We start from the raw sequence: 19,461 nt of genomic DNA, 5'->3' as shown, positions 1-19,461 counted from the left end.
CGCTGCGACAATTTGCCGCATGGTCACGAGAGGCGTTACTCGCCGACCGTACTCGACAAATGATCGAGATCAAGCGGATCACTGTCCACGTAGTCGCGGGCCGTCATCTCCTCGAGCGCAGCGATCTGGCCGTCGATGATGGTGAAACGGCCTGTCGCCGGGACGAGCTTTAACCAGTCCTTGAGGAGGTCCGCCCAGTTCTCGCCATCGAAGGTTGTGTTCGCACCGTCACGGATGAACCAGAAAAAGACTTCGACCGATGCAGCATCCCACGACGGTGCACCGCAAACGCGAATCTCGCGGAGCGCGCGGAGTCCGCGGCCCTCTTTGGTATTCTTGTCGTGTTTGTCGCCCAGGCGCGAGTGGAGCTTCTTGACGAGGGACGTGAAATCGTCAGGAAACGCGAACCTGACCCGTTTGCGTGCGAGCGCCTGCGCGAACGCGCGGCCATCCTGGTCCCGCGTGAATCCCGGCGTCCGCTTCCATGATGCCACTATCGACTTCTCCACCGTCATGATCCGGTCGAGGTCTGCGACGAGCAGTTCTCTCTCGAGTGTCGGCAGTGTCGCGTGCGCCGGTCGTCGACCGCGCTTCACCTGGTACAGCTCGTCTTCGGTCACGCGCACGAGCGGTGCGACCTCGATGTACGGACGGGTCACGCAACTTCGAACGACGTCACAGGTCTGCGTGACGACGGCCAAGCCGTCCACCTCGGACGTCAGGGCCTGTATCCCTCCCTCCGATTGTGAGGAGGCATCGGACAGGGGCAGCGCGCTATCTCCCAGGTGAACGAACCACGTCTCTTCGAGCGCGAGATCGCCCTGCCGCCACTCCCCGAGTGCCGCATCGATTCGCTTCGCCTCGTCGGAGTCAGGGGCGAGCGTCGCCACCTACTTCCTCCGGGTGGGCGTGACCGGCTTCGCGGCAAGCAGACGGCCACTGGTGGGATGGATGCGATCCTGAAGCGCGCCGACGAGCTCCTCGGGCGGACGAGGAGCTCGCGCAGCGCGCGCCGCCTTGTCGAGTTTCGGGGGCGACACGCGTCGCCCACCACCGGTCCCCAAAAGTGAGAAGACGCGTTCGTAATCACCTTCGACGAGAAGGTCAAAGGGGATGCTTCCGTCCTCGTGGACGCCAAGCAGAGCGGTACGATTGGCACTCGCCGAGCCACGATCGATCTTTCGCAGCACCGCGAGAACCCGGTGAAGGTTCTCCTCGTTGCTGGGGGTCATGGGCTTGCCGCTCGCCCAGAAATGAAGCGACCGGCGGCTCACGTTAAACATTCGCGCGAGCTGGTCCCACGTGAGCCCGCTGAGCCGACGGAGCTCGCCGATGGCCGCGCCAGCGGGCTGCGCTGACGGCAGGAGATCGCCGGTCGTGGTCCGCTCAGCAGAACGTTGCGCCCGGCGCAGTGTCTCCGCTTCCCTGGCATGCGCAGTAGAGGTCCCCAGTCCGGCAAGCATGCAACCCACGAGGATGGGCTCGCGCACCTGGCGCATGAGCATCGCTCCGGCAGCCGAGGTCGACTCGAGCGGCGGGCGCATATCGAGGCTGGTCATGGCTTGCCCCCGAATTGGACGAGGAACTCGTCAGTCACGGCCCAGCGGAACACCGTGTAGATGCGCTCAGCGTACCGCTGCGCCCGCTCGACGACCTGGTCCACGACGAAGGGCATGGCAGTGGCGCTGAACATGTCGAGATCGAGAATCCAGCTCTTCTCCGAAGCCGGCTCGATAGCGACGGGATCGACGGTTTTGCCAGGTGGAAGAACGCCCCACCGCGCGAGGAGGCGTGCATCGTCAACCTGGAACAGCGACTCCGAGAGCGCGTGCGCGGCGTGCGTCGCCGCGACCGTTCCGGTGATCCCTCGGACCTCGGCACGGACGAGCGTGGCGATATCATCCACCGCGATTCCAGTGATCCGATCGATGTAGCGAACACCGAGGCGGTCCACCTGTGCGGGCTCGATGTGCTCGTCCAAAGCCGTAACGACCGCCCCGAGACGAGCAAGGAAATCCGAACGGCTGACGTACTTCGTGGTCTCGAGTGCCAAGAACTCCGTGGTGAGGGAGACGCGCCAGTGGCCGTCCGTGTCGCTGAACCGCCAAGCGACCTGCGGCTTAGCGGGCGCAAGCACGGCGGCGCCGAGCACGATGCCCTGCGTCTGCTCCTGGCGGAGTACGGGGTACTTCGAGCGGATGGCCTCCTGGAACGGGGCGACAAAGTCGCGCTGCTCGACAGACAGAACCTCCGGGAAGCGCAGCTGGGCGATGACCCGCACCAGAGGCGCGTGTTTCAGAGGGACCTCCGCGGGCGGCGGGGCTACGAGCGGGTCCATGGCGACGCTCATGGGGATAAAGGTAATCGTTAAGTGTCCGACTGTGAAGCATAGTGTGAAGTAAGCGAATCAGAAAGTGTGGCTCCGCAGGTGACTTGGCGAAGAAAGTGGCGCGCAAAGACCTGAAATCTAAGCGATTTCTCCGTCGTTGGGCTCGGTCCGCCAGCGAAGCGCGTCGTTGACCACCGGCTTCATGGGACGCCGCTGGCGGTGCACTTCGTCCTCCACGAGACGCAGGACGTCTCTTGGAGAGTCAGGCCCCTAGGCCGAGGGGGCGAGGCGTCCCATCTCGCCGCGCGCGAAGCGCGCGAAGGCATCGCTAATGTCCTCGGGGCTCGTCATGACGAAGGGGCCTCCGAAGACGACCGGCTCGCCGAGGGGAGCTCCGCCGCCCACGATGAGGTGAAGGCCGTGCGGACCACTCGCGAGGCTCAAGGTGTTTCCCTCCCGCGCAAACCCGACCGCGCGGCACGAAGAGCTTGGGCTTGCGGCGATCGGGGCGCCCTCGGGGTCGGCGGTTCCGTCGCCCGACAGCGCAAGGGCAAAGACGTTGTGTGTGGGGTCCACGTCGAGCACGAGACGGGCCGAAGGCGAAAGCTGGACGTCGAACAAAAAGGCATCCGTCAGTAACCCTTCGAGAGGGGCCGCCAAGCCGCCCAGCGCTCCGGCCAACACGCGAACCCGGGCGCCAGGCGCCTCGAACACGGGGACCTGCTGACGATCGAGGTGAAACGCGCGCGGGGGCGCCTGTTTGTCGGCGCGCCGCAGGTTCACGAACATTTGCAGGCCGTGGCAATCGACGCCGGGTCGTTCGGGAATCTCTTCGTGCATCATGCCGCGCGCGGCCTGGGTCCAGTGCAGGTCCCCCGGGCCGATGCGCGACGTGTCTCCCAGACTGTCACGGTTGACGAACGCCCCGGCCGAATCTTCGAGCATGTAGGTTACGGCTGAAAAGCCCGCGTGGGGATGCGGGGGAAACGTCGGCAAGGACATGTGGAATTCGTCGATGCTGAGGAAGGGATCCAGGGCGAGGCTGCGCCCTCGTAGGCTGCGCGCCGTAAAGCCCGCGCCCATGCGCGCCTCCTCGAGGGCCACCGAGGCAACCACCCGGCGCGAGGTCACGACCAGGCTCCCGGGGCAAAACGAAAGGCAACGTCACCGAGACTCACGTGCGGCAAGATGTCCATGAGGGGTAAGCGTGCCGCATGCAGGCCGTGGCGACAATCTCCACACATGTTGACATACTGTCAGGATGAGCCTGACAAATGACGTTGCGCCCACCGACATGCTCCTGTTCGCCGACGTCGTGCGCGAGGGCAGTTTCACGCGGGCGGCGCAGCTGCGCGGGATCACCAAGCAGAGCCTCAGCGAACGGGTGGCGCGGCTCGAAGCCCGCCTGGGCGTTCGTTTGCTCGAGCGCACGACCCGGCGTGTGCGGCCCACCGACGTGGGTAACACGTATTTCGAACGCTGCGCCTCCATTGCCGCGCAGATCGACGAGGCCAACGCGGCGGTCCGCGAACGGGAGGACGAACCCAACGGTTGGCTCCGCATCTCTGCGCCGGTGCTCTACGGTCGTCGCTTCTTGATGCCGGTGCTGTCCGCGTATCTTGGCCGCTACCCGAACGCCCGTGTCGAGGTCATGCTTGCCGATCGGCGCGTGAACCTGATCGAAGAGGGCTTTCACCTCGCGATTCGCGTGGGCCGCTTGGACGACACCGCTCTCATCGCAACCTCGCTCGGCTCTGGTTACACCTACTGTGTGGCCTCGCCGTCCTACCTTGCCCAGCAAGGTCGTCTGACACGTCACAACCTCTCTGCGGCGCGGTTCATTGGGTTTAGACCCTTCGAAAGCTGGAACATCCTGGGAAAGAACGTGAAAGTGGCCCCCGTACTGCTCGTCAACGATCTCGAAGTTGCGTGTGATGCGGCCTTGGCGGGCGTGGGCATTGCCCAGGTGCCGTCCCTCATCTGCCGCGAGGCTGTGGCGGCGGGCCGCCTCGAGGTTCTGTTTCCCAAGGAGCAACCACCGCCGCAACTCATCCACGTCGTGTACCCAAGCCGCCAACACTTGCCGGCCAAAGTGCGGCTTTTCGTGCAACTCCTAAGGGCGCTCGTTGCGCCCATGACGCCTCTCGAGCCGCCGGTGCGCCGGCGGCGTCCCTCGCGGGGTGGGACGCCGAAAAGTTAAAGGGACGGGGCACGATGATGACATGCACCCGCTTGTCGCCATCAAGCAGCTCGAGATCCATCTCTCGAGGCGGCGCCGTAACGGCGGCACCGACTGCTGAAACGACGAGTTATACGGTTCGCCTGAGCAGGAGTTAACCGACCTCTATTTAGGTTCGCGTGGCAGCTGATGCCCGTGCCACACAGAGACAATCCACGCTGTCTTGTCGACCAACCGATAGAAGAAGCGGTACGGCGAAACGACAACTTCTCGGTGAGGCAATTCTGGAAACTCCTTCAGCGGGTGACCCGACTGCGGAAACCGTTCCAACCTGCGCAACACAACCTCGGCCTTTCGTCGAAACGCCAGAGCTGCCGACGGTTTGTCCGCACGGATGAACGCCAAGGCGGACAGAAACTGTCGGCGTGCTGATGGCGTAAATCGGACTTCGTACTTAAGCCTTGAGGATGCCATCAGCTTCGGCAAGAACGGTATCTAAGTCAAAACCCTTTCCCGCCCTAATCTCCTGATCGCCACGGGCGAGTGCTCGGAGAATCTCGTGCTCTTCCTGGCTTCGCTCGAATTCCTCAATGCTCAGCATCACGGCTGCCGCACGGCCACGCTGCGTTATCACCATGGGTTCGCGCGACTTGCCGACCCTTTTGAGGACGCCAGCCGCATCCTGTCGAAGGTCGCTGATGGGAATGATTTCAGGTACTTTGGTGCTCATCTGGACGTACGTTTGATAGTACGTCTAAAAGTATACTGTACATCACCAACAACTCAAACCCTCATCCCCAGCCAGATCCGTATGACGTGCAAAGTTCAGCTGCGTGGCCCACCTGAGCCCGAAGACCGCATTGTCGCCCGCATACCGCTGCCATGTCTAGGTTCAAGGTGACGCACGCGGCACCGGCAGCTGCAACAAACAGTTAGCCGCCGACCCGCCAGCAACTGCCGGAGCGGTGCAAGCGGACGTGCAGCTTGGCTTCGAGATGATGGTTGATCAGGGGTCGATCTGAGCGGGGATCATCGCTCGACAGGATGTCGATGGAGACCGTCAACTCGCCCGCCCCCCCGCGAAGTGGCACTCTTCCGAGGTCGATGCGCCAACGCGCATGGTGTTGTTCTTCAAGGACGAGGGCGTTTGGGCCACTGATCAGGTCCTCGGGCCGGGGATCGTGTGGGGAGCCTGTTGCTTGACCACCCCCAGCGCATTCTGTGTTAGGCCCTGCCTGGCGGCAGTACTCGTACCCGAAGTCATCCCATTTGCCGTTCACCCCGTCCCGATTGATGGCGAGCCAGATGGGGGCGTGCGACTTGTTCGTCAGCATGATCCCGATCGTGACGCCGCCCGGACACCACTCCCGGCCTGGCTCCAGAACGAGCGCCAGGGTTTTCGGCGTGGCTATCGCAGAATTGGAACCGGCGAGCACGCCGAGCGCAAGGAGAGCAAAGAGACTACGCATGGTTCTGTCTGTTGACACCTGAGCGGCGTCTGGGTTCCGGCCAGTGCGGCTAACTTCCGTTGAGCTGCTCGGAGATGACAGAACTGCAATTACGATACGAAGTCGTCCCGGTGCTAGAGTGGCTGAAGACAGCAGCCCCTCGAGAGGAAGGAGACCTCATGCAGATCGTCACGAGTCTGAGCTTCAAGGGCCAATGCCGAGAAGCCTTCGCGTTTTACGCCGCCACGCTGGGCGGAGAGATCACGGCTGCCCACCCCTTCGGGGAGGGGCCACCCGGTATGCCCGTAAAAGCGGAGTACAAAGACTGGCTCATGCACTGTTGGTTGAAGGTTGGCGACCAAGCGCTCATGGGCGCGGACATGCCGCCCGAATTCGCTCCCCACATCGACAAGCCGAAGAACGGGTTCGACGTAACCCTCCACACCGAGAACCTCGATGAGGGACGACGCTGGTTCGAAGCGCTCAGCGCGGGGGGACAAGTCGTCATGCCCTTTGCACAGACCTTCTGGTCGCCTGGCTACGGAAGCCTCATCGACAAGTTCGGCGTGCCGTGGATGGTGAACGTCGTCCCCCCAGCGGGGTGGTCACCGGGAACAGGGAGCTAGGGTCAACGCCCTCAGGGACGAAACACCCGTGACAGATCCACGCTGAGCGCCGGGTAAGCGGGCCAGGTCAGGGTGGACGCTCTGTCGAGGTAGGCGCGTTGCTCGTAGCGCCCGTTCTCCAAGGTCCAGACGGTGACGAAACAAGAGACGGGATCAACCACCCAGTATTCGGGGATGCCAAAGCGCTCGTACACGCGCCGCTTGAGCTGAAGGTCACGGTCACCCGTCGAGGGGGAGAGGATCTCCACCACGAGATCGGGAACGCCTTCGATGCCCCGTGCGGTGATGAGGGAGGTGCGAGCCGTGCTCACGACCACGAGGTCCGGCTGCACCACGGACTCGTCATGAAGGAGCAGGTCGACGGGCGCGTCAAAAACCTGCGCGTGCCCGGGCTCTTCGAGCGCCTGCATGAGCAGGTACTGCAGCCTGCGAGACACCGTCTGATGGCGAGGAGAAGGGGCAGGAGTCACGAAAAAGTCTCCCTCGATGAGCTCGTGGCGTTTGCCGTCCTCCGGGAGCAGGCAGTACTCCCGGTAGGTGAAAGGCGCGGGGCGTCGCGTAAGCGAAGCGGTCATCACGTTCGATCGTACCATGATCAGGGTCAGGGGTGGCCAGCCAGCGCGGCAGGGACGGCCGCATTTTGGGCGTGGAGCGGCCGCGTTTTTTTCCAACGTTTGCGGCTCGGCGGGCTTTCTCGTTCATGATCGACGAGACGAACGCGATGAAGCCCCAAGCGCCCCGTGGAGTCGGTGCACACGATGCGCCATTGCCCCTCATGGATGACGCGCATCACCAGCGGTGGATGCGTCAGCTCGCGCTGGCCCTGGTCCGGGATCCGGCTTTGGCTGAAGACCTCACGCAGGACGTTGCCGAGGCCGCGCTTCGTGAGCAACCGGGGCGGGCGTTGTCCCGTGCCTGGTACGCCACGGTCATGCGGCGCAGGATATCCCGCGCCGCCCGGACGCGCCTTCGCCAGCACGAGCGCGAACAGGCCGCCGCGCGGGCCGGGTTCGCGCATGCGACCGAGTCCATGCAGACTTCGGAGGCGATGGAGCGTCGCGAGCTCGAGCAGCACGCGATGAAACTCGTCGAGGGCTTGCCCGAGGTATACCGCGCAACCCTCCTCGCCACGGTTCGCGACGACAAACGTCCCACGGATCTTGCCAAAGAGTGGGGCGTGTCAGCGGGCACGATTCGGTGGCGTCTCAAATATGGGCTGGATGCCATCCGCACAGAGATGGATGAACGGTTCGGGCCTCGCAAAACCTGGGCGTTCGCCTTGTTTCCAGAAGCCTTTCGTCGCCTGCCCGCAGGTGAAGCTGCCAAAGCAGGAGCCTTCATACTCACGGTCCGGACCTGGGTCGCCTTGTTGCTGATGCTGGCGGCGGTGTTTACCTTCACCATCGTCGCGCGCGCGCCCCGACAGGCACAGCCCGCGCCGCACGCCGCCGCACGCTCCTCCGCGCCGGGAGGATTGCAGGCGCTTGGGAATGCGAACGAGGTCTTGCCCGTGGGGGCTGTCATCGAGGGCCACGTGGTCGATGAAGCAGGCGTGGCTGTCCCCTCTGCGGCGCTCGTGCTGACGGTGGCCGCCTTCGACAGTCAAGGGGCCGCGCACGAAGCGCAAACGGCCACGGCCGATGAGCAGGGCGCCTTTCGTTTGGCGGGCGTGGGCACGGGGACCTATACGCTGACGGCCCGCGCAGGACGCAAGGTGGGCGCTCTCGAAGATCTCGACGTGCCGGCTCTCCGTGCTGCAAACGGGGATACCCTTCCGCCCACGATGGTGGTCGTCAAAGAGGCCGCCTGGACCTTCTCGGGCGTGGTTGCCGACGGTGACGGTATTGCCCTTCCGCATGCGAAGGTCTCCGCCACCCTGACGAACACACCGGCGCAGCTCGGGTTGGGCGGCGCGCACGTGGCAACCGATGTGGATGAGAAGGGCAGGTTCGAGCTGGCTCTGCCGGAGGGCAGCTACCGGGTGGTGGCGCGTGCGTCGGGCTATCAAACCTTTTCGGAAGTACTGGCCATCGACCGGGATCTGACCCGCACGATCGTTTTGCGGGAAGCGGCGACGCTCTTGGGAAGGGTGCTCGAAGAGGGAACCCAACGTCCCGTCGAAGGCGCTCACATATCCCTTTCCCCTTCGAGTGATGTGCCCTTTCGTCAAGACGTGATCGAGGTCATCTCGGGAAAAGACGGCGTCTACTCGACATCCTCGGTCATTCCAGGCCTCTACACGCTCGTGGCGCGCAAGGGGCGGCTGGTTGGCACGGCCGACAGCCCGATGGTCGTCGTGTTCGGGGCGCCCGCTCAAAAAGACATTTACGTCCGACCCGGGGCCACGATCTCCGGAACCGTCACTGATCACGAAGGGGGCGCGACAGAGGGTGCTCACCTGGTCCTCACGCCCACGGGCAATCTCACCGTTGCCCCGCGCGAGACGTCGCCACTGAAAGCCACGACGGATGCAAAGGGCTTTTACGCCTTCGAAGGACTCACGCAAGGTCAGTATCAAGTGACTCTGCAGGAGCCCGTGGAGGGCGACGGCATGACGGCGATCGTCACGCTCGACCAGGAGCACGCCACGCACGCCTTCACCCTGCCAGCGACCTTTGCGGTCAGGGGGCGTGTAGAGGGGCCTGATGGCCAGGCGCTTGCGGGAGCGCGGATCAAGCTCTTTGGGTGGCCCGTGTGGGCAGGCATCTCTCGTGCCCGTACGCCCCGTGTCATGACCGCCGATGACACCGGTCGTTTCCGGGTTCCCCGGTTTCCTCACGGCGTGCTCGTCATTCATGCGGAACACGGTGACCTCAAGGGCTATCAGGAGGTCAACGTTTCGCAGGAGCTGAAAGAGGAGGTCGTCGTGCGGGTCGAGGCTGGCAACTTCATCGAAGGCATCGTGCAAACGCACGGGGGGCTCAGCGAGGGCCTTCACGTCTCCGTCGCGGCTCCGGGCGGTGATGCGCGGGCCACGACCACCAACGCGCAAGGGCGCTTTCGCCTCGGGCCGCTTGGGCAGAACGTTTACGCCGTTCGGGTCAGCCGAACAGGAGGCCCCCGATTTCAGAGCCGCTGTGGCTGGGCGAGGAAAGACTGCGTGACGGTGGACCTGACGGGGAAACGAGCGGCGACGGTGAGTGTGAGCCTCGAAAAGGAGGTGGTGGAAGGCACGCTCTCCGGGAGGGTGCAGGATGAGACGGGGCGTGCCGTGCCCGGCGCCATCGTGTCGGCAGGCGTCACCGGTGCTGACGGCAAGGGACATGGGGGTGACACGGTGGTGAACACCGACGCAGACGGACGCTTTCTCTTCCGGGAGGTCGTGAAGGGCCGCCACCGTCTGTGGGTGAAGGCGCCTGGATTTGGCGATGCCGGTGCGGGTCCCTTCGAGGTCGACACGCGGGACATCGTCGTGACACTGAAGCACGGCGTGAACGTGCGCGGCCACGTCACGCTGCCGGATGGTACGGCTTTGAACGCCTACAGCATTAGCTTCTCGTCTTCCGCGGCCGATCCCTACGGAGGAACCTCCCCGAGCTGTTCACAAGAGATCACGTCGGGCCAAGGGCGGTTCACCTGTCGCGACCTGCCCCCGGGTCACTACGTTGCCGAAGTGCTGTCCGCGCTTGGGCAGCACGCGCGCCAGTCCGTCGATCTCTCGAACTCGGTCGACGACCTTCACATCATCACCGACCCTCTTTTGACGATTCGAGGTCAAGTCGTGCCGCTTGCAAGTCATGCGGAGGTGCGGGTGGTCCTCTCGTGCTCTTCGGCGCGCCAGAAGGAGGTGAAACTCGATGCCGAGGGCCGTTTCTCGAAGTCAATCGCCAAGCGGGGCGACTCCTGTGAGGTGCATATTCAGGAGTTCAACCAAGGTCTGGTGGAATCCTTCAGGCTCTCTGACATCAACGGCGACAAGGACGTGGGCGTGGTGCGGCTGGTGCCGGTGCCTCCGCGCGTTTTCGACCGCCGCATTCTCGCGGCCGCCACGGAGGGCGGTCCTCTGATGGTCGATTGGGTGGCTGAAGGTCACCCCTTCGCGCGAGCAGGGATCACGGCGGGGGCTTCACTGATCGCGGTCGACGGTGCCTCGACGGTGGGATGGAGATCCTCCGACCTCATTCGTCGCCTCTCCGAAGCGAAAGCGGACATCACGGTGACATTCCAGCGCGCCGCCGGTCCCCCGCTAACCGTCAAGGTCGTCGACGCCACAAAAATGGAGTGACGTGTTTCGTTCGGGAGGCCACACTAGCGCGATGGACTTGTTCGCGGAGTTGAGTGCGCTGCTGGCACAGATGCAACAACGTCAGGTCGACTACGCCATCTGCGGGGGCATCGCCCTGGCGGTTCACGGCGTTCCGCGGGCAACTCAGGACATCGACCTTCTGATTCCGGAGGCATTTCTGCCCGCTCTGCGCGAGAGCGCCCGGGCCGCTGGCTTCGTCTTCGAAACGGAACCTCTCGCGTTTGGCAGCGGGGTGACCATCGTGCGGTTCACCAAGATCCTTGCAGATGGGCAGCCGCTGATGCTGGATGCGCTTTTGGCCGAGGGGGCCTTGTTGCGAATCTGGGAGGGGCGACAAACCCTCGACTTCGAGGGCGGGACCGTGGTGGTGGTGTCGCGGGAAGGGCTGATCTCCCTCAAGCTTGCCGCCGGCCGTCCCCAGGACGTCTCGGATGTGCAAAGACTGAGCGAGGTGAGTCGTGGTTGACATGAGCGCCAAGGCCGTCACGGAGCGCCTCAGGGCCATGTCGGCCATGCAGCAGCAAAGAGGTTTCGTGATGAAAGGCGTAGACATGACGGCTGCTGCGATTACGAGCCGACTCAAAATGCAGAGCGCGCTGACCCGCTTGTGCCTTGCGCTGGCGAAGTCCCAGCCTCGCGACCCTGCGAAGTCACTGCTCTGAGGTCTTTAGCGCCTCGGCGGATACTTCTGGAGCTTGCGCTGCAGCGAGCGACGATGAATGCCGAGCCGCCGCGCCGCTTCAGAGAGGTTGCCTTCACAATCGGCCAGCACGCGGTTGATGTGTTCCCACTCGACCCGCGCCAGGCTGGGTGTGTTGGCCTCGGCTTCGCTGTCGGCCGCTGGATCTGCGAGCGCGCGAAGCACGTCGTCGGCATCGGCCGGTTTGGCGAGGTATCCGGCCGCGCCCAGCCGTGTCGCCTCGACGGCGGTGGCGATGCTGCCGTAACCGGTGAGCACCAGGATGTGCATCTGGGCGTCGAGGGCGTGCAGGCTGCCCACCAGCTCCAAGCCCGACCCCTTGGGCATACGCAGGTCCACGATGGCCACCTGCGGATGCACCCGACGGGCCACGGCCATCGCAACGTCGGGCCCATCGGCCGTGTCGACGTCGAAGCCACGGGCCCGCAGCGCGCGAGCCAGGCGCTCGCGAAAGGTCTCGTCGTCGTCCACCAGCAGAAGGCGTTGGGCGTTGGGTTCGGTCATGCCGCCTCCCGCGCGGCCGTGGCCGGCAAGGTGAGGCGGACCTCCGTGCCTTCCCCGAGCCGTGAATCGATGACCACGCGGCCGCCGAGACGCTCGGTGACACTGCGGGCCACGAAGAGCCCAAGCCCCATCCCCTTGCCGGTTGGTTTGGTGGAAAAAAACGGCTCGCCGGCACGGGTCATCACCTCGGCCGACATGCCCGCGCCGTGATCACGGATGCGCAGCTCGACGTACCCCGCGGCGAGGCTGCCCTCTACTTCCACACGCGGCGGCCGCCCTGCGGCTTCGCAAGCGTCCCAGCCGTTTTTGATCACGTTGGTCAGGGCTTGGCGCAGGGGCGCCCGCGGGGCCTTGAGCAAGGCCTGCGGGGCCGGCGCGCGCCAGGCCAGATCCACGGTCCCGCGCGCGGCGGGCAGCTGCGCGAGCACCTCATCGAGCAGCGCGCTCACCCGGAACGTCTCGAACCCGTCGGCCATCGTCGCGCCCGTGTCCGCCGACATTTGCTGCAACACCTGGCGACACCTTTCCACCTCGGCCCGCATGAGCTGCGCGTCTTCGAGCAGCTCAGGTCCCGAGTGGCCGAGCTTCAAGGCGCGTTCCAGCTCTTTGGCCACCGTGGCGATCGTTCCGAGCGGTGTGGCCAGCTCGTGCGCGGCTCCCGCGGCCAGCGTGGCCAGCGCCGACAGGCGTTCGTTCCGCTCGGCCGCGGCGTGGATGGCCTGCAGTTCGGCTTCGCGTTCGGCCAGGGCGCGCCGCACGCGCATCACGAAATACACGATGAAGCTGGCCGCCACCGTGAACGCCACCCACATGCCCTGGAGGTGAAGATTGAAGAGCCCATCACCGTCGCCGTGGATGTGCAGGTGATGGCTAGGCACCACGAAGAGCAGCGCCGAACCCACGGCCGCCAACGCCACCAAAGACCAGGTCCACCGGGGCGTCAGCACCACCGCCGCGAGCGCGATGTACACGAGGTAAAGAAAGCTGAACGGGTTGTGGGGCCCCCCAGAAAGCAAAAGCAGCAAGGTAAGGGTCACGATGTCGAAGCCCAGGCCCCACACGAGATGCCGCGGCTCGATCCTGCGCGCCCGGCGCTGCCACGCGCGCACGCCCAGGTTGAACACGACCTCGGTGGCCACGATAGACGAAAGCGCAGGCAAGGGCAGCGCGACGCCCAGCCCGAAGTGCGCCACCACGATCGTGACGATCTGCCCGAACACCGCCCCCCACCGGAGCCGATAGAGCCAGTCGAGGTTGATGCGGGTGGGGCTGTCTTTGTCCGAGCTCATGGTGTCGTGGGGCCTAGACCACCTTGCCCCCTGCTGCCGAGGGGGGCAACCCTTCCGCGCCCGCGAGGCCCTGAGTCAAATTGTCGCACCCGTGCGCGGGCGCTCGCCGCGCGCGGCAGCCCATGCCAGATTTGCCGCCATGGTGACCCGACGTAAATCATCGCTTCCCCGGAGCGGCCGCGCACGCGCCGCCGCCGCCTCGACGTGCCTCCTCGCGGGCGGTTTGCTGCTTGCGGCCTGCGGAGACGAGGCCGAAGACGCCACGCCTTTGGCGATCACCTTCACGCCGCGTGTGGGCGCCCAGCCCTTCGCCTGTGGCACCTCGTATCCAGGCCTGGGCAGCGCGGCCTCGTCGGTCAGCTTCGCCGACTTTCGGCTTTTCGTCTCTGACGTCGAGGCCGTGGATACCGCAGGCGCTCTCCACCCGCTGGCGCTCGTTCCCGATGGCAAATGGCAAAACGAGCACACCGCGCTCCTCGACTTCGAGAACGCCGTGGGCGCCTGTGGCGAGCTCGGCACCACCGAAACGAACGGCACCCTCAACGTCACGGGCAACGTGAAAAACATGACGAAGCTGCGCTTCACCCTGGGCGTGCCCGAAGCGCAAAACCACCAGAACGTGGGGCTGGCCCCCGCGCCGCTCAGCCTGGGGGCCATGTTCTGGAGCTGGCAGGGGGGCTACAAGTTCTTGCGGCTCGACTTTGCGAGCGAAGCGCCCGGCGCCGCGGCCCCCACCCCCTTCCTCGTGCACCTTGGGAGCACCGGGTGCCAATCGGCCAGCCAAACCGAGGCCCCTGCGACCGCCTGCGGGCGCCCCAACCGCGTGACTGTCGAGCTTACCGGGTTCGATCCCGCACGCCCCCAGGTGGTGGTGGATGTGGCGACGCTGCTCGCCGGATCGAACCTGGGCGTGAACACCCCGAACACCGCTCCCGGGTGCATGTCGGCTCCCGACGATCCAGAATGCCTGGCGTTGATGCCCAACCTGGGCCTGGATGTGGCCACGGGCCAGTGTGTGAGCGGATGCGCCGCCCAAAAACTCTTCCGTATCGAATGACCGCCCGCGCGCTGGGAGCGGCCCTGCTGGCCGCGGGCCTCGGCGTGGGCTGCGGAGGCGAAACCCCCGCGCCGCAGGCCTACGCCTGGAACCTGCCGCCCGGGTTTCCCACGCCGCGGGTGCCCGCCGACAACCCGATGAGCGCCGCCAAGGTGGAACTGGGGCGGCATTTGTTTTACGACACCCAGATCTCGGGCAACGGCGCCCAGTCGTGTGCGTCGTGCCACGAGCAAGCGCTGGCGTTCAGCGATGGCCGCCCCGTCTCCGTTGGCTCGACCGGTGAGTCCACGCCGCGGGGTTCGATGGCGCTGGTCAACGTGGCCTATAACGGCACCCAGACCTGGGCGAATCCCGCGCTCACCACCTTGGAGCAGCAGATCCCCATCCCGCTCTTCGGTGAAGCCCCCGTCGAGCTCGGGGTCAGTGGGAACGAAGCCACGGTTCTGGGGCGGCTCATGCAGGACGCGCGCTACCCTGCGCTCTTCGCAGCGGCCTTTCCCGACGAGCCTGCCGCGCTCACGCTCGCCAACGTGGTCAAGGCGCTGGCCAGCTTCACCCGCACGCTGATCTCGGGGCAATCGCCCTTCGATCGCTACACCTACCAGAACGACAAAACCGCGCTGTCGGCGTCGGCCTTGCGTGGCCTCGAGCTGTTCTTCACGGAGCGGCTCGAATGCTTCCACTGCCACGGGGGCTTCAACTTCTCGTCGTCCGTGACCCACGACGGTGCGGTCTTCGCCGAACGCGCGTTCCACAACACGGGGCTCTTCAACATCGGGGGCAACGGCGGATTTCCGCCGGGCAACCGAGGCTTGTTCGAGTTCACGGGCGTCAGGGAAGACATGGGCAAGTTCCGCGCGCCCACTCTCCGTAACATCGCCTTGACGGCGCCCTACATGCACGACGGCAGCTTGCCCACGCTCGACGCCGTGATCGATTTTTACGCCGCCGGCGGGCGCGTGATCACCGAGGGACCGCTGGCGGGCGATGGCCGCGCCAACCCGTTCAAGAGCCGTTTCGTTCCAGGCTTTACGCTGACGCCGCAAGAGCGGGCCGATCTGCTGGCCTTCTTGAACAGCCTCACCGATCTTGCCTTCGTGCAAAACCCAGCCCTGGCCAAGCCGTAAACGAGGGAGCCGCCGCGCGGCGTCGTGGCGGCAAGGGGCGCTTTGGTTACACTTGCCCGCTTGCACGAGGAGTTGAATGATGCGCATCGATGAAGCCTGGTTGCTTGCCCTGGCCGGCGGAGGTCTGATCGGCCTCGCGTCGTCTCTCTTGCTGGTGTGTGCCCGCGAAACCGCGGGAATCAGCGGCATCCTCTCCGGCGCACTCGCGCCCGACGTGGCGCCGCAAGAGCGTTCGTGGCGGGTGATGTTCGTGACGGGTTTGGTGCTGGGAGGGCTGGCTCTGCTGGTGGCGCGGCCTGCGCGTTTTTCTCCCGGGCTGCGGAGCCTGCCCGTGGCCCTTTTGGCCGGGGCGCTCGTGGGTCTTGGCACCCGGCTGTCCGGGGGCTGCACCAGCGGCCACGGCGTCTGTGGGCTGAGCCGTCTCTCCGGGCGCTCGCTGGTGGCCACCGTGACCTTCATCGCCGCGGGCGTGATGACCGTGTGGGCCTTCGGCCCGGGAGCGCCCCGATGACCCGCAAAGATCTCTGGGCGCTGGCAAGCGGGTTCCTGTTCGCCATCGGTCTCGGCCTCGGTGGCATGACACAGCCGGCACGGGTCACCGGCTTTCTCGATCTGTTCGGGGCGTGGGACCCTTCGTTGTTGTTCGTGATGGGCGGGGCCGTGATCGTGCACATGCCCGTGGCGCTGTGGATGCGGCGGCAGCTTGCCGCAGCCCCGGTGGGTGGCTGTGGCGTGCCCGTCGGGGGCGCATCGGCCCGCCTCGGGGACCCGCGGCTTCTGGGAGGCGCAGCGCTCTTCGGCGTGGGGTGGGGGCTCAGTGGGTATTGCCCGGGTCCTGCCCTGGCGGCCGTGGGCGCGTTGCGCGCGTCGGGCATGGTGTTCTTTTTGGGAATGGCCAGCACCATGATGGCCTACGAATGGCTCCGGGCCCGCCAGGGCGCCGTCCGCGATCCCGCCCTGGGTTGAACCCCAACCCGGCTCAGGGAAGGGGCGCGGCCGCGGGCGCGCGCACCCGCGCGATGTACGTGACCAAGCTGGTCACGCCGAGCGAGGCGGTCACGATCGCCAGTGGCCACGGGGGAGGCTGCCCGGCCAAGATCACGAGGGCAGCCAAAAACTGGAACACCGTGGTCAACTTGCCGAGCCGGTTCGCGCGGTAGTCATAGGGCCTCCGGTGCAAGGCGGGGATGAGCGCCAGCACGCCCAGGGACACCACCTGAAGCAGGTCGCGCAGCAACAACACGAGCACGAAGAGCCAGGGTGTGCCGCGCACGAACACGAGTCCCGCCAGCATGAACGCCACGAAGATTTTATCGCACAGGGGATCCAGCCAATCTCCACGATGCCGGCCCCCCGCGCGCGGCCCCATCACCCGCCGGGCTACGTAGCCGTCGAGCATGTCCGTAAGCCCCGCGAGGGCGATGACCCCCAGCGCCCCGATCGGCCAGTCCGCCACGAACAGAAACACCACCCCCAAGGGGATGCGCACGAGCGAGAGCAGGTCGGCCCACAACACGGGAGGTGAGGCTACCACCCGGGGGGCCAGTGTGACGGCTGCGTGGCGTGAAGCCCGTCAGTCGAGGATGGGGGCGCCGCCGCTGGTTTCGTGCACCAGCGCCCCCGCCGTGCGCAACGTGCGGGGAGCCGGGGGGTCCAGGGGCTCGAAGCTGGGCCGTGGCGGCGGGGCCACTTCCACAGGCGGAGGTGAAGGGGCGGCGGTGGGGGCCCGGGGAGCGGGAGCCGGAACGGCGGGGGGGGACGCCGGCCGGGGGGACGCCAGGGGTCCTGCGCCTACGGGGGACCGGGGGGCGGGGGCCTCGGCCACGGGCAGGCTGACCTCGGGGGGGGCCGCCAGGGGGGGCGCCTCCGCCGCAGCGCGGGGACCTGGGGGGGGCGTCCCCACCGAAGCGGGGGCTTTCTCCGTGAGGTGGGGGGCCGTACTCGTACCGGGGCTTGGGTCTCGCGGCCCGGCCGTCCAGACCGCGATCAGCACGATGGCGATCACCGGCACCAGGAACGCCACGGCCATCAGCGCACGCCTTCGCCGCTGCACCCGCCGAAAATCGCCCACATCCACGTCTTCGGTGGTCTCCCAGGCGGGGCGGCGGGCCTTCGCCGCACGCAAGTCACTCACCAGGGATTTGAGCTCCGCCACCTCTTTCGCGAAGCCTTCGAGCTGTGCGCCCAGGTCCGCGATGATGCGCGCGACGTTCGGTGCGGGGATGCCCCCAGACGGCGTATTTCCCGCGGTGGCGAAGGTGCCGGTCCTGCGCCCCCGACGTTTCGAGGCCATGGCTTTCCTAATTATCGCGCCCTCCTGCCGGCAGGTTGCGGGAAAACGACAACTAAAAAGCAGCGCGCGTCGGATTCTTTCCCCAACGACAGAGACTGCCTGGAGGGCGCGTCGCCGGGCCGTGAGGCCCGTCAGCATCTAGCTGAGATTTATGGTTGTTATCAACAGAGAACATAAACCGTGTATAACTTTGTAAGTTACTTATGAATCCGATCTACAACCCCTTTGCGCCCGGCGCTGGCACTCAGCCTCCGGAGCTGTCGGGCCGCGACGACGTCATCCGAAACGCGACCATTGCACTCGACCGACTCCGCATCGGGCGTCCGGCGCGCAGCCAAATGCTTCTTGGCCTACGGGGCGTGGGCAAGACCGTTCTGCTCAATCGCATCGCTCACCTCGCCGAGGAGCGGGACTACCTGACGGTGCTACTCGAAGCGCCAGAGGACCGGCGCCTCGCCGAGATGCTCGTTCCTCCGCTACGGTCGATGCTGTTCAAACTCAGCCGAATGGAAAGAACCAAGGATGTCGCCCGGCGCGCGCTGGCGGTGTTACGTGCGTTCGCTGGCGCATTGAAGGTGTCCGCCGGAGAGGTCGAGTTCGGAGTGAATCCTGAAACGGGCACTGCGGATTCGGGCAGTCTCGAGGCGGACCTTCCCGAGCTGTTGATGGAAGTGGCGAGCGCTGCCAAGCAGGCCGACAAAGCCGTGGCGCTGTTCGTGGATGAAGCCCATTACCTCGTCGAGCGAGACCTCTCCGCTTTAATCGTCTCGATACATAAGTTGGGCCAACGAGGACTGCCGTTCGTCGTCTTCGGCGCCGGGTTGCCGCAACTGGCAGCGCTGGCCGGAGAGGCGAGGTCCTACGCCGAACGACTCTTCGATTATCCCGACGTCGGGCCACTCCCCCCCAATGCGGCGGCTGACGCGATCCGGACGCCTCTTGGACGAGAGGGAGTCGCCATCGACCAGGCCGCGCTCGATCTCATCGTTGAGCAGACCAAAGGGTATCCCTACTTCCTGCAGGAATGGGCGGCGCAAGCCTGGGATGTCACCGAACGGTCGCCGATCACCATACAGGATGCTCGCCGCGCCAAAGAACAGTCGGTCGTTCAACTCGACAAGGGGTTCTTTCGCGTGCGTCTCGATCGTCTGACTCCGCGCGAGCGGGACTACATGCGTGCCATGGCTGAACTGGGACCGGGGCCCCATCGCTCTGGCGACATCGCTCAAACGCTCTCGATGGACGTCACCACCGCCGGTCCGCTCCGAAACGGGCTCATAAAAAAAGGCATGATTTTCAGCCCTCAACATGGGGACACAGCGTTCACCGTTCCCATGTTCGACGAGTTCATGCGTCGGTCGATGCCGGAGTGGGTGCCGGGTTCACCGGCCGCCGCCAGCAAGAAGAAGCCCCGCCGAAAGACGTAGTGTCTTTCGCTTGCCCCTCGAATCTCCGTGACGCTACTTCAAGCGGTCCAATCGACCCTTGCGACGCACGATGTTCTTGTAGTCCCATTGAATATCTCGCGCCTTGGCCAGCCAGTGCTGAAGTTTCTGGATGTCGACCTGGTCAACAGCGGTGTACCGCGCTTCGGCCGCTTTGAAACTGCCTTCTGGTTTCAAGCCAGATTCCTCGTCACCCCGCCCCCGCGACTTCACCCCCT

General features: G+C 65.5%; 23 protein-coding genes. 10 read left to right on the top strand and 13 right to left on the bottom strand.

Annotated elements, in window-relative coordinates; all coding sequences use genetic code 11:
* Positions 1 to 35: 35 nt before the first annotated feature.
* The 4 genes from KA712_12890 to KA712_12875 all read right to left on the bottom strand — a co-directional run bounded on the left by KA712_12890 (position 36) and on the right by KA712_12875 (position 3,460).
* Positions 36 to 890 (bottom strand): hypothetical protein, encoded by an 855-nt coding sequence (locus KA712_12890; GenBank protein MCG5053853.1) that lies wholly within the window; start codon positions 888 to 890, stop codon positions 36 to 38.
* Positions 891 to 1,559: a helix-turn-helix domain-containing protein gene (locus KA712_12885; GenBank protein ID MCG5053852.1), complete on the bottom strand. Its 669-nt coding sequence runs from the start codon at positions 1,557 to 1,559 to the stop codon at positions 891 to 893.
* Entirely contained in the window at positions 1,556 to 2,350 is a 795-nt protein-coding gene (locus KA712_12880) for a TIGR04255 family protein (protein ID MCG5053851.1), read from the bottom strand. The genes KA712_12885 and KA712_12880 overlap by 4 nt, the downstream gene beginning before the upstream one ends.
* A 249-nt stretch (positions 2,351 to 2,599) precedes the next feature.
* Complete coding sequence (locus KA712_12875) at positions 2,600 to 3,460, bottom strand: pirin family protein (protein ID MCG5053850.1); 861 nt, start codon at positions 3,458 to 3,460, stop codon at positions 2,600 to 2,602.
* A 130-nt stretch (positions 3,461 to 3,590) separates the two neighbouring features.
* On the opposite strand from KA712_12875, the gene KA712_12870 reads away from it, so the two are divergent.
* Positions 3,591 to 4,529 (top strand): LysR family transcriptional regulator, encoded by a 939-nt coding sequence (locus KA712_12870; GenBank protein ID MCG5053849.1) that lies wholly within the window; start codon positions 3,591 to 3,593, stop codon positions 4,527 to 4,529.
* Positions 4,530 to 4,673: 144 nt separating this feature from the next.
* Here the strand turns inward: KA712_12870 and KA712_12865 are convergent, their stop codons facing one another.
* From KA712_12865 to KA712_12855, 3 genes are all read right to left on the bottom strand, one after another.
* Positions 4,674 to 4,994 (bottom strand): type II toxin-antitoxin system RelE/ParE family toxin, encoded by a 321-nt coding sequence (locus KA712_12865; protein MCG5053848.1) that lies wholly within the window; start codon positions 4,992 to 4,994, stop codon positions 4,674 to 4,676.
* Positions 4,963 to 5,238, bottom strand: a complete 276-nt coding sequence (locus KA712_12860; protein MCG5053847.1) for a type II toxin-antitoxin system Phd/YefM family antitoxin — start codon at positions 5,236 to 5,238, stop codon at positions 4,963 to 4,965. Before KA712_12860 ends, KA712_12865 begins: the two co-directional genes overlap by 32 nt.
* Positions 5,239 to 5,440: 202 nt before the next feature.
* Positions 5,441 to 5,977: a hypothetical protein gene (locus KA712_12855; GenBank protein MCG5053846.1), complete on the bottom strand. Its 537-nt coding sequence runs from the start codon at positions 5,975 to 5,977 to the stop codon at positions 5,441 to 5,443.
* A 158-nt stretch (positions 5,978 to 6,135) separates the two neighbouring features.
* On the opposite strand from KA712_12855, the gene KA712_12850 reads away from it, so the two are divergent.
* The gene (locus tag KA712_12850) at positions 6,136 to 6,582 is read left to right on the top strand and encodes a VOC family protein (GenBank protein MCG5053845.1); all 447 of its coding nucleotides are present in this window, start codon (positions 6,136 to 6,138) and stop codon (positions 6,580 to 6,582) included.
* An 11-nt stretch (positions 6,583 to 6,593) separates the two neighbouring features.
* Here the strand turns inward: KA712_12850 and KA712_12845 are convergent, their stop codons facing one another.
* Positions 6,594 to 7,157 carry a Uma2 family endonuclease gene (locus KA712_12845; protein MCG5053844.1) on the bottom strand — a complete coding sequence of 188 codons (564 nt, stop codon included), beginning with the start codon at positions 7,155 to 7,157 and terminating at the stop codon, positions 6,594 to 6,596.
* 125 nt (positions 7,158 to 7,282) lie between these two features.
* Here KA712_12845 and KA712_12840 point away from each other — a divergent pair, with 125 nt between their 5' ends.
* The 3 genes from KA712_12840 to KA712_12830 are packed head-to-tail and all read left to right on the top strand — an operon-like array spanning position 7,283 to position 11,490.
* A complete protein-coding gene (locus KA712_12840; GenBank protein ID MCG5053843.1) occupies positions 7,283 to 10,807 on the top strand; it encodes a carboxypeptidase regulatory-like domain-containing protein in 3,525 nt (1,174 codons plus the stop codon).
* A 31-nt stretch (positions 10,808 to 10,838) separates the two neighbouring features.
* A complete protein-coding gene (locus KA712_12835; protein MCG5053842.1) occupies positions 10,839 to 11,294 on the top strand; it encodes a nucleotidyltransferase in 456 nt (151 codons plus the stop codon).
* 1 nt (position 11,295) lies between these two features.
* A complete protein-coding gene (locus tag KA712_12830) occupies positions 11,296 to 11,490 on the top strand; it encodes a hypothetical protein (GenBank protein MCG5053841.1) in 195 nt (64 codons plus the stop codon).
* A 5-nt stretch (positions 11,491 to 11,495) separates the two neighbouring features.
* Here the strand turns inward: KA712_12830 and KA712_12825 are convergent, their stop codons facing one another.
* Both KA712_12825 and KA712_12820 read right to left on the bottom strand, forming a co-directional pair.
* Positions 11,496 to 12,032 (bottom strand): response regulator, encoded by a 537-nt coding sequence (locus KA712_12825; protein ID MCG5053840.1) that lies wholly within the window; start codon positions 12,030 to 12,032, stop codon positions 11,496 to 11,498.
* Positions 12,029 to 13,321 (bottom strand): sensor histidine kinase, encoded by a 1,293-nt coding sequence (locus KA712_12820; GenBank protein ID MCG5053839.1) that lies wholly within the window; start codon positions 13,319 to 13,321, stop codon positions 12,029 to 12,031. Before KA712_12820 ends, KA712_12825 begins: the two co-directional genes overlap by 4 nt.
* A gap of 139 nt (positions 13,322 to 13,460) precedes the next feature.
* On the opposite strand from KA712_12820, the gene KA712_12815 reads away from it, so the two are divergent.
* From KA712_12815 to KA712_12800, 4 genes are all read left to right on the top strand, one after another.
* Complete coding sequence (locus KA712_12815; GenBank protein ID MCG5053838.1) at positions 13,461 to 14,378, top strand: metallo-mystery pair system four-Cys motif protein; 918 nt, start codon at positions 13,461 to 13,463, stop codon at positions 14,376 to 14,378.
* A complete protein-coding gene (locus KA712_12810) occupies positions 14,375 to 15,505 on the top strand; it encodes a di-heme enzyme (GenBank protein ID MCG5053837.1) in 1,131 nt (376 codons plus the stop codon). The genes KA712_12815 and KA712_12810 overlap by 4 nt, the downstream gene beginning before the upstream one ends.
* An 85-nt stretch (positions 15,506 to 15,590) precedes the next feature.
* Entirely contained in the window at positions 15,591 to 16,016 is a 426-nt protein-coding gene (locus KA712_12805; protein ID MCG5053836.1) for a YeeE/YedE family protein, read from the top strand.
* Positions 16,013 to 16,471, top strand: coding sequence for a YeeE/YedE family protein (locus tag KA712_12800; protein ID MCG5053835.1), 459 nt, complete (start codon positions 16,013 to 16,015; stop codon positions 16,469 to 16,471). Before KA712_12805 ends, KA712_12800 begins: the two co-directional genes overlap by 4 nt.
* A 13-nt stretch (positions 16,472 to 16,484) precedes the next feature.
* Here the strand turns inward: KA712_12800 and KA712_12795 are convergent, their stop codons facing one another.
* Positions 16,485 to 17,021 carry a CDP-alcohol phosphatidyltransferase family protein gene (locus KA712_12795; GenBank protein ID MCG5053834.1) on the bottom strand — a complete coding sequence of 179 codons (537 nt, stop codon included), beginning with the start codon at positions 17,019 to 17,021 and terminating at the stop codon, positions 16,485 to 16,487.
* A gap of 57 nt (positions 17,022 to 17,078) precedes the next feature.
* The gene (locus KA712_12790) at positions 17,079 to 17,798 is read right to left on the bottom strand and encodes a hypothetical protein (GenBank protein ID MCG5053833.1); all 720 of its coding nucleotides are present in this window, start codon (positions 17,796 to 17,798) and stop codon (positions 17,079 to 17,081) included.
* A 203-nt stretch (positions 17,799 to 18,001) separates the two neighbouring features.
* On the opposite strand from KA712_12790, the gene KA712_12785 reads away from it, so the two are divergent.
* The gene (locus KA712_12785; protein MCG5053832.1) at positions 18,002 to 19,225 is read left to right on the top strand and encodes an ATP-binding protein; all 1,224 of its coding nucleotides are present in this window, start codon (positions 18,002 to 18,004) and stop codon (positions 19,223 to 19,225) included.
* 33 nt (positions 19,226 to 19,258) lie between these two features.
* On the opposite strand, the gene KA712_12780 is transcribed toward KA712_12785, so the two are convergent.
* On the bottom strand, positions 19,259 to 19,420 hold the full coding sequence (locus KA712_12780) for a hypothetical protein (GenBank protein ID MCG5053831.1): 162 nt from the start codon (positions 19,418 to 19,420) through the stop codon (positions 19,259 to 19,261).
* Between the last annotated feature and the right edge of the window lie 41 nt (positions 19,421 to 19,461).

The organism is Myxococcales bacterium (assembly GCA_022184915.1).
GTDB lineage: Bacteria > Myxococcota_A > Polyangia > Fen-1088 > Fen-1088 > JAGTJU01.
Note: the sequence above shows the minus strand (reverse complement) of the source record. Positions and strands in the feature narration are given on the sequence as shown.

What these genes read in the sequence shown, in the direction of transcription:
- KA712_12885 (MCG5053852.1), bottom strand. Translation starts at nt 1,559, where the DNA reads ATGACCAGCCTCGATATGCGCCCGCCGCTCGAGTCGACCTCGGCTGCC.
- KA712_12880 (MCG5053851.1), bottom strand. Translation starts at nt 2,350, where the DNA reads ATGAGCGTCGCCATGGACCCGCTCGTAGCCCCGCCGCCCGCGGAGGTC.
- KA712_12870 (MCG5053849.1), top strand. Translation starts at nt 3,591, where the DNA reads ATGAGCCTGACAAATGACGTTGCGCCCACCGACATGCTCCTGTTCGCC.
- KA712_12860 (MCG5053847.1), bottom strand. Translation starts at nt 5,238, where the DNA reads ATGAGCACCAAAGTACCTGAAATCATTCCCATCAGCGACCTTCGACAG.
- KA712_12855 (MCG5053846.1), bottom strand. Translation starts at nt 5,977, where the DNA reads ATGCGTAGTCTCTTTGCTCTCCTTGCGCTCGGCGTGCTCGCCGGTTCC.
- KA712_12850 (MCG5053845.1), top strand. Translation starts at nt 6,136, where the DNA reads ATGCAGATCGTCACGAGTCTGAGCTTCAAGGGCCAATGCCGAGAAGCC.
- KA712_12845 (MCG5053844.1), bottom strand. Translation starts at nt 7,157, where the DNA reads ATGACCGCTTCGCTTACGCGACGCCCCGCGCCTTTCACCTACCGGGAG.
- KA712_12840 (MCG5053843.1), top strand. Translation starts at nt 7,283, where the DNA reads ATGATCGACGAGACGAACGCGATGAAGCCCCAAGCGCCCCGTGGAGTC.
- KA712_12835 (MCG5053842.1), top strand. Translation starts at nt 10,839, where the DNA reads ATGGACTTGTTCGCGGAGTTGAGTGCGCTGCTGGCACAGATGCAACAA.
- KA712_12830 (MCG5053841.1), top strand. Translation starts at nt 11,296, where the DNA reads ATGAGCGCCAAGGCCGTCACGGAGCGCCTCAGGGCCATGTCGGCCATG.
- KA712_12825 (MCG5053840.1), bottom strand. Translation starts at nt 12,032, where the DNA reads ATGACCGAACCCAACGCCCAACGCCTTCTGCTGGTGGACGACGACGAG.
- KA712_12820 (MCG5053839.1), bottom strand. Translation starts at nt 13,321, where the DNA reads ATGAGCTCGGACAAAGACAGCCCCACCCGCATCAACCTCGACTGGCTC.
- KA712_12815 (MCG5053838.1), top strand. Translation starts at nt 13,461, where the DNA reads ATGGTGACCCGACGTAAATCATCGCTTCCCCGGAGCGGCCGCGCACGC.
- KA712_12810 (MCG5053837.1), top strand. Translation starts at nt 14,375, where the DNA reads ATGACCGCCCGCGCGCTGGGAGCGGCCCTGCTGGCCGCGGGCCTCGGC.
- KA712_12800 (MCG5053835.1), top strand. Translation starts at nt 16,013, where the DNA reads ATGACCCGCAAAGATCTCTGGGCGCTGGCAAGCGGGTTCCTGTTCGCC.
- KA712_12790 (MCG5053833.1), bottom strand. Translation starts at nt 17,798, where the DNA reads ATGGCCTCGAAACGTCGGGGGCGCAGGACCGGCACCTTCGCCACCGCG.
- KA712_12785 (MCG5053832.1), top strand. Translation starts at nt 18,002, where the DNA reads ATGAATCCGATCTACAACCCCTTTGCGCCCGGCGCTGGCACTCAGCCT.